This is a genomic window from Actinomadura verrucosospora, assembly GCF_039540335.1.
In the GTDB taxonomy this organism is placed as follows: domain Bacteria; phylum Actinomycetota; class Actinomycetes; order Streptosporangiales; family Streptosporangiaceae; genus Spirillospora; species Spirillospora verrucosospora.
On the sequence record NZ_BAABEV010000048.1, the window covers coordinates 60505 to 67090 of the forward strand.

A 6586-nucleotide genomic window follows, 5' to 3' on the forward strand; every position below is an offset into this window, starting at 1 on the left:
TTCCGCCCTACCCCGCCGGTTGCGGGCCGGCGGCGCGCCTACCGCCGTGGTCGCACCCAGCGCGGGCTGACCATGCCGGACTCGTAGGCGAGGATGACGAGCTGCGAGCGGTCCCGCACGTCCAGCTTGGACATGATGCGGCTGACGTGGGTCTTGGCCGTGGCGGGGCTGAGCACGAGGCGGGCGGCGATCTCGTCGTTGCTGAGCCCGGCGGCGACGAGCAGCATCACCTCCCGTTCCCGGACGGTGAGGGAGTCGAGCCGCGGGCCGGGGACGGGCGCCTGGGCGCGCCCGGCGAACTCTCCGATGAGGCGGCGGGTGACGGACGGGGTGATCAGCGCGTCCCCGCGCGCCGCCACCCGCACCGCGTGGATCAGCTCCGCCGGCTCGGTGTCCTTGAGCAGGAAGCCGGTGGCTCCGGCGCGCAGCGCCCCGTACACGTACTCGTCCAGGTCGAAGGTCGTCAGGATCACCACCCGCACGCCGCCGAGCCGCGGGTCGGCGGTGATCCGCCGGGCGGCCTCCAGGCCGTCCATGCCGGGCATCCGCACGTCCAGCAGCGCCACGTCCGGGCGCAGCCCGCGGCAGGCGGAGACCGCCCGCGCGCCGTCCGCGGCCTCGCCGACGACGGTGATGTCGTCCTCGTCGTCGAGGATGGAGCGGAACCCGGCCCGCACGAGGCCCTGGTCGTCGGCCAGCAGAACCTTGATCATCGCTTGCGCGCCTCGTTCCCGTAGGGCAGCCGGGCCCGGACGAGGAAGCCGCCGCCCGGCCGCGGACCCGCCGTCAGCTCGGCGGCCAGCGCGCGGGCCTGCTCGCGCATGCCGTCGACGCCGCTGCCCGGCCCCGCCGGCGGCGCGGGGGAGCCCCGGCCGTCGTCGGCGACCCCGACGAGCAGCGCGCCCGGCCCGCGCTCGACGCTGACGGTGACCTCCGCGGCGACGGCGTTCCGCAGGGCGTTGGTCAGCGACTCCTGGACGATGCGGTACGCGGCCAGGCCGACCTCGGTGGGCGGGTCCGCCTCGCCGGTGACGCCGCCGTGCACGGTGAGCCCGGCCGCCCGCGCCGTCCCGATCAGCCCGCCGATCCCGTCCAGGGAGGGCGGGGGCGCGGTCGGCGCCTCCTCGTCGGCCTGCCGCAGCACCCCGAGGGTCGCGCGCAGGTCGCGCAGGGCCTCCCGGCTCGACGCCTTGATGGCGGCGAGAGCCGCCTCGCCCTGCGCCGGGTCCCGGTGGAAACGGTGCAGCGACGTTCCGGCCTGGACGTTGATGAGCGAGAGGTGGTGCCCGACGACGTCGTGCAGCTCGCGGGCGATGCGCAGCCGCTCCTCGCCGGCGGCGCGCCGCTCGGCCTCGCGCAGGTAGGCGATCCGGCTGTGCCGCACCCACCCGAGCGCGACCACGGCCACCAGCCATCCGGTCAGCATGAACAGGGCGACGCCGTTGACGTCGCGGTTGCCGAGGAGGGTGCCGGCGCCGGTGGCGATCACGGTCAGCGCCGCGAGGACGACGGCGGCCTGGAGCCGGCCCGCGGCCGCGACCGCGTACAGCGCCGCGATGACCGCGATCATCAGCCCGCCGTCGTGCAGGCTGGCGACGTAGTAGACGCCGGTGGCCACGAGGACGAGCGCCGCGACGGCCACCGGGCGCCGGCGGGCGAAGAACAGCGCCCCGCAGGCGAAAAGGATCAGCGCCCAGTCGAACGCCGTCGCGGCCCACGGCTCCTCGCGCGGCCCCACGAGCGACTTCAGGCTGCTGACGGCCACCACGGCGAGCACTCCGCCCGCCAGGGCCGCGTCCCGCACGCGCCCTGCCGGCGGGATCAGGCGACCACCCATCATCCCGTCAGCCTAGACGCCGGTCCGGCGCGGCTCCGTCCTCCGCGAGGCCGAGCGCTTCGCGCCGGACCCGCAACCGGGGTTGTAGACGGGCGCCGTCCGCCCGCAACCGGGGGAGGACGCGCGGCGCCCCTCGCCGCCGCGCGAGCGGTCAGTCCTCGTAGGTGTGGACGAAGCGGGACAGGAGGCGGGCGAAGGCGGAGCGCTCCTCGTCGGTCCAGCCGCTCATGGCCTTGGCGAAGTGCTCCTGCCGGGTGCGGCGGGTGGCGTCGACGACGGCCCTGCCGGCGTCGGTGAGCTCCAGATGGATGCGGCGGCCGTCCTCCTGCGAGGCGACCCGCCGGACGTAGCCCGACTTGACCGCCTCGGCGACGATGCGGCTGCCGCGCGAGGCGTCGACGCCGAGGCGGGCGGCCACCAGGCCGACGCTCATTTCCTCGCCGGGCCGGTCGGGACCCTCGTCCACGATGTCCACGACGTGCAGGACCTGCACGTCGACGGGGAGGTTGTGGTCGCGGATCGCCGCCTTGCCCAGCCGCTGCCGCGACATGCCCCTGCGCAGCCTGACCATGCTCCGCTCGACGGCGTCCAGCGCCTCGTCGCTCATGGCGCCCAGTCTAGATGGATTGCGCGACTCATCTATCTGTGTTTAGCATCTATATGTCTAACGCATAGAAATGGGAGGTGCGCGTGATCGAGACGACCGCGCCGATGACCGACCGGCACCGGCTGCTGGTGTTCGGCGGCCTCATGCTCGCCGGGCTCATGTCCTCGCTGGACGCGACGGTGCTCGGCACCGCGCTGCCGACGATCGTCGGGGACCTCGGCGGGCTCGACCGGCTCGCCTGGGTGTCGACGGCGTACGTGCTGGCCACCAGCGTCACCGTCCCCCTGTCGGGACGGCTCGGCGACCTGTTCGGGCGCCGCCGCGTCCTGCTGACGGGCCTGCTCGGGTTCCTCGCCGGATCGGCGGCGTGCGGGGCGGCGCCCACCATGACCTGGCTGATCGTGTTCCGCGCCGTCCAGGGCGCCGCGGCCGGCTGCCTGATGAGCTCGATGTTCGCGCTCACCGGCGAGCTGTTCGAGCCGCGCGAGCGCGCCCGGTACCAGGGCTACTCGGCGATCGTCTTCGCCGTCTCCAGCATCGCGGGACCGCTGGCCGGAGGCGTCCTCACCGACCACGCGTCGTGGCGGTGGGTGTTCTACCTCAACCTGCCGCTCGGCATCGCCGCCACCGCCGTGATCGTGCTGTTCCTCCGGCTGCCGGCGCCGCAGGGCAGGCCCCGGATCGACTACGCCGGGATCGTCCTGCTCGGCGCCGCCGTCACCTGCTTCACCCTGTTCACCAGCTGGGCCGGAACACGGTACGCGTGGGGCTCGCCCGTCGTCCTCTCGCTGGCGGCGGCCTCGGCCGTGCTGTTCACCGCGTGGGCGCTCGCCGAACGGACGGCCGCCGAGCCGATCATCCCGCCGCGGCTGTTCCGCGACCGGTCGTTCAGCGTGGCCTGCGCCGTCGCGGCCGTCGGCGGCGCCACCGGGTTCGGCCTCGCCACCTACCTGCCGATGTTCTTCCAGGTCGTCGGGGGAGTCGGCGCGACCCGATCGGGCCTGCTCCTGCTGCCGATGATGCTCGCGCTCCTGGCCTCGTCCATGGCGGCCGGGAAGTACATCCACCGCACCGGCCGCTACCACCGGCTCCCGGCCGCGAGCATGGCGGTCAGCGCGGCCGGAATCGCGCTGCTGGCGACCATGGACGCCGGCACCGGCCTGGTCGCCGCGGGCTGCTACATGGCGGTGCTCGGCTTCGGCGCCGGGCTGTCCCAGCAGGTCGTCATGCTGATCGCGCAGCAGGCCGCGCCGCACCGCGACCTCGGCGCGGCGAGCTCGGGCGTCTTCGCGAGCCGCATGCTCGGCACCGCCGCCGGGATGGCCGTCTTCGGCGCCGTCGTCTCGAACCGGTTCGCCGAGGAGATCGTGCGACGGGTCCCGGACGGGCGGGTCCCGGCGTTCGGCGACGCCGTCCGCCCCGAGGTCCTGGAGACCCTCCCGGCGCCGGTGCGCGACGGCGTCGCCGAGGCCTTCGCGGACGCGTTCTCCACCCTGTTCGTCACCGCGCTGCCCGTCACCGTGCTGGGCCTGGCGGCGGCGCTGCTGCTCCGCCACGTCCCGCTGGCGCGGCGCGGCCCAGAGAACCGCTAGTCGTCGAGCGCGGCGTCGTGGACGAGGAGGGCGATCTGGACGCGGTTGTTCAGCTCCAGCTTGGCCAGCAGCCGCGACACGTACGCCTTCACGGTGGCGACGCTGAGCGACAGCTCCTTGCCGATCTCGCTGTTGGTCAGGCCGCGGCCGACGAGCGCGGCCACGGCCCGCTCGCCGTCGCTCAGCCGGTCCAGCAGGCCGCGGGCGCGGGCCCGGCGCGGATCGGCGCCGCTCTCGGCGACGTAGGCCATCATCCTGCGCAGCACCGCGGGCGACATCATCGGCTCGCCCGCCGCGACCTGGCGGATCGCCCGCATGATCTCCGGCGGTGGGGTGTGCTTCAGCAGGAAGCCGCTCGCGCCGGCGCGCATCGCCCGCAGGATGTGGTCGTCGCTGTCGAACGTGGTCAGGATGATGATCTCGGGCGGCTCGCGGCGGCCGCGCAGCAGCGCGGTCGCCGCGAGCCCGTCCAGCCGCGGCATCCGGATGTCCATCAGCACGACGTCGGGCCGGTGCTGGTTCACGGCGGCGACGACCTCGGCGCCGTCGGCGACGTCCGCGATGACCTCCAGGTCGCCGGCGCTCGCCAGCATCATCGACAGGCCGGCCCGGACGAGCGCGTCGTCGTCGACGATCAGGACGCGGACGGGAGGGGAGTCCATCCCGCCACCCTACGGGCGGCTCAGTCGCGGCGCAGGCGGCGTCCGGTGACGCTCGACGCCGCCAGCCGGAACCACGCCTCCCGATCGCCACCGGGCCACGGCCGGACCTGCGCGACCTCGGCCTTCTCCGCCTCGGAGAGAAGGTGCGCGCCGCCCCGCAGCAGCACGCTCCAGCCCTCGTGGCGGGCCTCCTCGAACCGGTCGACCTCGAAGGCCGCCCGGACCTCCCCGCCGGTCACCGCCGTCAGCAGGTTGCGGGTCAGCCGGCCCGCCGCGGATGTGCGGAAGATCACCGAGTCTCCCTCGACCGCGTAGTTCACGGGGATGACCGTCGGTCCCTCGCCGTCGTCGAACGCCACCCGGCCGATGGTGCCGCCGGCGAGGAGCTTCATGCACTCGGCGCGGTCGAGTTCTTCGAGGACGGGCTCGTCAGAGGAGTTCGCTGCCATGAGTATCACCTTTCCCACCGGTACCGGCGCCATGCGCGGCCCGCAGCGGAAGGCGGGCGCGCAACCGGAACCGCCCGTCGCCGGTGCGGCCGTGCTCCAGGGTCCCGCCGAGCAGCGCCACGCGCTCGGCGAGGCCGACCAGCCCCGTGCCGGAGCCGGGGAGGGGCAGGGCGGGCGGGCCGGCGGGCATCGCGTTGACGATCTCGACGTCCAGTTCGGCGCCCGCGTCCAGGAACACCCGGACGTCCGCGCCCGGCGCGTGCTTGCGGGCGTTCGTCAGCCCCTCCTGGACGATCCGGTAGGCGTGCCGCCCCACGCGGGAGGGGACCATCCCGGGGTCGGGGACGTTCCGCTCCAGCGTGACGCGGCCCCCGGCCCGCCGCGACTCCTCGACGAGCGCGGGGACGTCCGCGAGCGTCGGCTGCGGGCGCTCGGGATCGGCGCCGGGCGCGTCGTCGCGCAGGACGCCGATCACCTCGCGCAGGTCCTCCATCGCCTCGTAGGCGCTGCGCCGGATGATCCCGGCGGCCTCGCGCTGCCCGTCCGGCGTGCCCGGGCCGAACTCCAGCGCCCCCGCGTGCACCGCCAGCAGCGAGATGCGGTGCGCGAGGACGTCGTGCATCTCGCGGGCGAGCCGCTCGCGCTCCAGCAGCCGGGCCTCCTCGACCCGCAGCCGCTGCTCGGTCTCGGCGGCGCGGGCCCGCTCCTCCAGCGAGGCGATGAGCTGCCGCCGGGACCGCACCAGCATGCCCGTCGTCACGAGGACCGCGTAGATCAGCGCGAAGATGACGCTTCCCTGGAGGAACTGCCCGTCGGGCGACGCGAACCGGAACAACACGATGATCAGTGCCAGGCTGGCGCCGGCGATCGGCAGCGCGATCCGCCAGGGCCGCAGCATCGCCAGCGAGTACATCGCGATCGCCGCCGTGCCGAGCGTCGTCGTCGCCGCCCACTGCGCGAACACCATCACGACCGCGAGGGCCACCGGATGGCGGCGCCGGAAGAGGACGAGGAACACGCAGGCGACGGCGCCGATCAGCACGTCCCGCCGGACCAGGATCGTCTCCCCGGGGGGCAGGTCGTCGATCGTGCCCTGGAGCAGCACCCAGCCGAGCGCCATCGCGGCGCCGGCGGCGCCGAGGTCGCCGAGCCAGTCGCGCCACGGCCGGCGCAGGAGGTCCATCCGCCCCACGGTAGCCATGCCGACCGCCTCCGTCAGTGGCCGCAGGTCGGCGCCGCGTCGACTTTGGTCTGCGGGACGCGTCCTGGGGCTGTCCCCACCCCGCGGCCGCCCGCTGCCCGCAGTGTGCCCGCGCCTTCGCGTGCCTAGCGTCTGTGGGCATGACGACGACACCACCGAGGCGGCGCGAGGCCGCCATGGAGAAGGTCGCCCACAGCAGGAGCGCGCCCAGGATGCCGCCGGCGAACTGGGCGGCCCA

The 6586-nt window shown here is 74.8% G+C and carries 7 protein-coding genes; 1 reads left to right on the forward strand and 6 read right to left on the reverse strand.

The annotated features are described in order from the left end of the window. Window positions 1–38: 38 nt before the first annotated feature. From ABD944_RS35360 to ABD944_RS35370, 3 genes are all read right to left on the reverse strand, one after another. On the reverse strand, window positions 39–713 hold the full coding sequence (locus ABD944_RS35360) for a response regulator transcription factor (RefSeq protein WP_345184398.1): 675 nt from the start codon (window positions 711–713) through the stop codon (window positions 39–41). Beyond that, window positions 710–1840, reverse strand: coding sequence for a sensor histidine kinase (locus tag ABD944_RS35365; protein ID WP_345184400.1), 1131 nt, complete (start codon window positions 1838–1840; stop codon window positions 710–712). The genes ABD944_RS35360 and ABD944_RS35365 overlap by 4 nt, the downstream gene beginning before the upstream one ends. A gap of 148 nt (window positions 1841–1988) precedes the next feature. Then, window positions 1989–2444, reverse strand: a complete 456-nt coding sequence (locus ABD944_RS35370) for a MarR family winged helix-turn-helix transcriptional regulator (RefSeq protein ID WP_185024800.1) — start codon at window positions 2442–2444, stop codon at window positions 1989–1991. Between the two features lie 83 nt (window positions 2445–2527). Here ABD944_RS35370 and ABD944_RS35375 point away from each other — a divergent pair, with 83 nt between their 5' ends. Then, the gene (locus ABD944_RS35375) at window positions 2528–4036 is read left to right on the forward strand and encodes an MDR family MFS transporter (protein WP_345184403.1); all 1509 of its coding nucleotides are present in this window, start codon (window positions 2528–2530) and stop codon (window positions 4034–4036) included. Here the strand turns inward: ABD944_RS35375 and ABD944_RS35380 are convergent. The 3 genes from ABD944_RS35380 to ABD944_RS35390 are packed head-to-tail and all read right to left on the reverse strand — an operon-like array spanning window position 4033 to window position 6330. After that, window positions 4033–4698, reverse strand: a complete 666-nt coding sequence (locus tag ABD944_RS35380) for a response regulator transcription factor (RefSeq protein WP_345184405.1) — start codon at window positions 4696–4698, stop codon at window positions 4033–4035. The genes ABD944_RS35375 and ABD944_RS35380 overlap by 4 nt on opposite strands. A 20-nt stretch (window positions 4699–4718) precedes the next feature. Next, on the reverse strand, window positions 4719–5147 hold the full coding sequence (locus tag ABD944_RS35385; protein ID WP_345184407.1) for a pyridoxamine 5'-phosphate oxidase family protein: 429 nt from the start codon (window positions 5145–5147) through the stop codon (window positions 4719–4721). Beyond that, complete coding sequence (locus ABD944_RS35390) at window positions 5128–6330, reverse strand: sensor histidine kinase (protein ID WP_345184409.1); 1203 nt, start codon at window positions 6328–6330, stop codon at window positions 5128–5130. Before ABD944_RS35390 ends, ABD944_RS35385 begins: the two co-directional genes overlap by 20 nt. Window positions 6331–6586 lie beyond the last annotated feature (256 nt).

Coding starts and splice junctions, on each gene's coding strand:
- ABD944_RS35380 (WP_345184405.1), bottom strand. CDS start 4,698: ATGGACTCCCCTCCCGTCCGCGTCCTGATCGTCGACGACGACGCGCTC.
- ABD944_RS35365 (WP_345184400.1), bottom strand. CDS start 1,840: ATGATGGGTGGTCGCCTGATCCCGCCGGCAGGGCGCGTGCGGGACGCG.
- ABD944_RS35360 (WP_345184398.1), bottom strand. CDS start 713: ATGATCAAGGTTCTGCTGGCCGACGACCAGGGCCTCGTGCGGGCCGGG.
- ABD944_RS35370 (WP_185024800.1), bottom strand. CDS start 2,444: ATGAGCGACGAGGCGCTGGACGCCGTCGAGCGGAGCATGGTCAGGCTG.
- ABD944_RS35390 (WP_345184409.1), bottom strand. CDS start 6,330: ATGGACCTCCTGCGCCGGCCGTGGCGCGACTGGCTCGGCGACCTCGGC.
- ABD944_RS35385 (WP_345184407.1), bottom strand. CDS start 5,147: ATGGCAGCGAACTCCTCTGACGAGCCCGTCCTCGAAGAACTCGACCGC.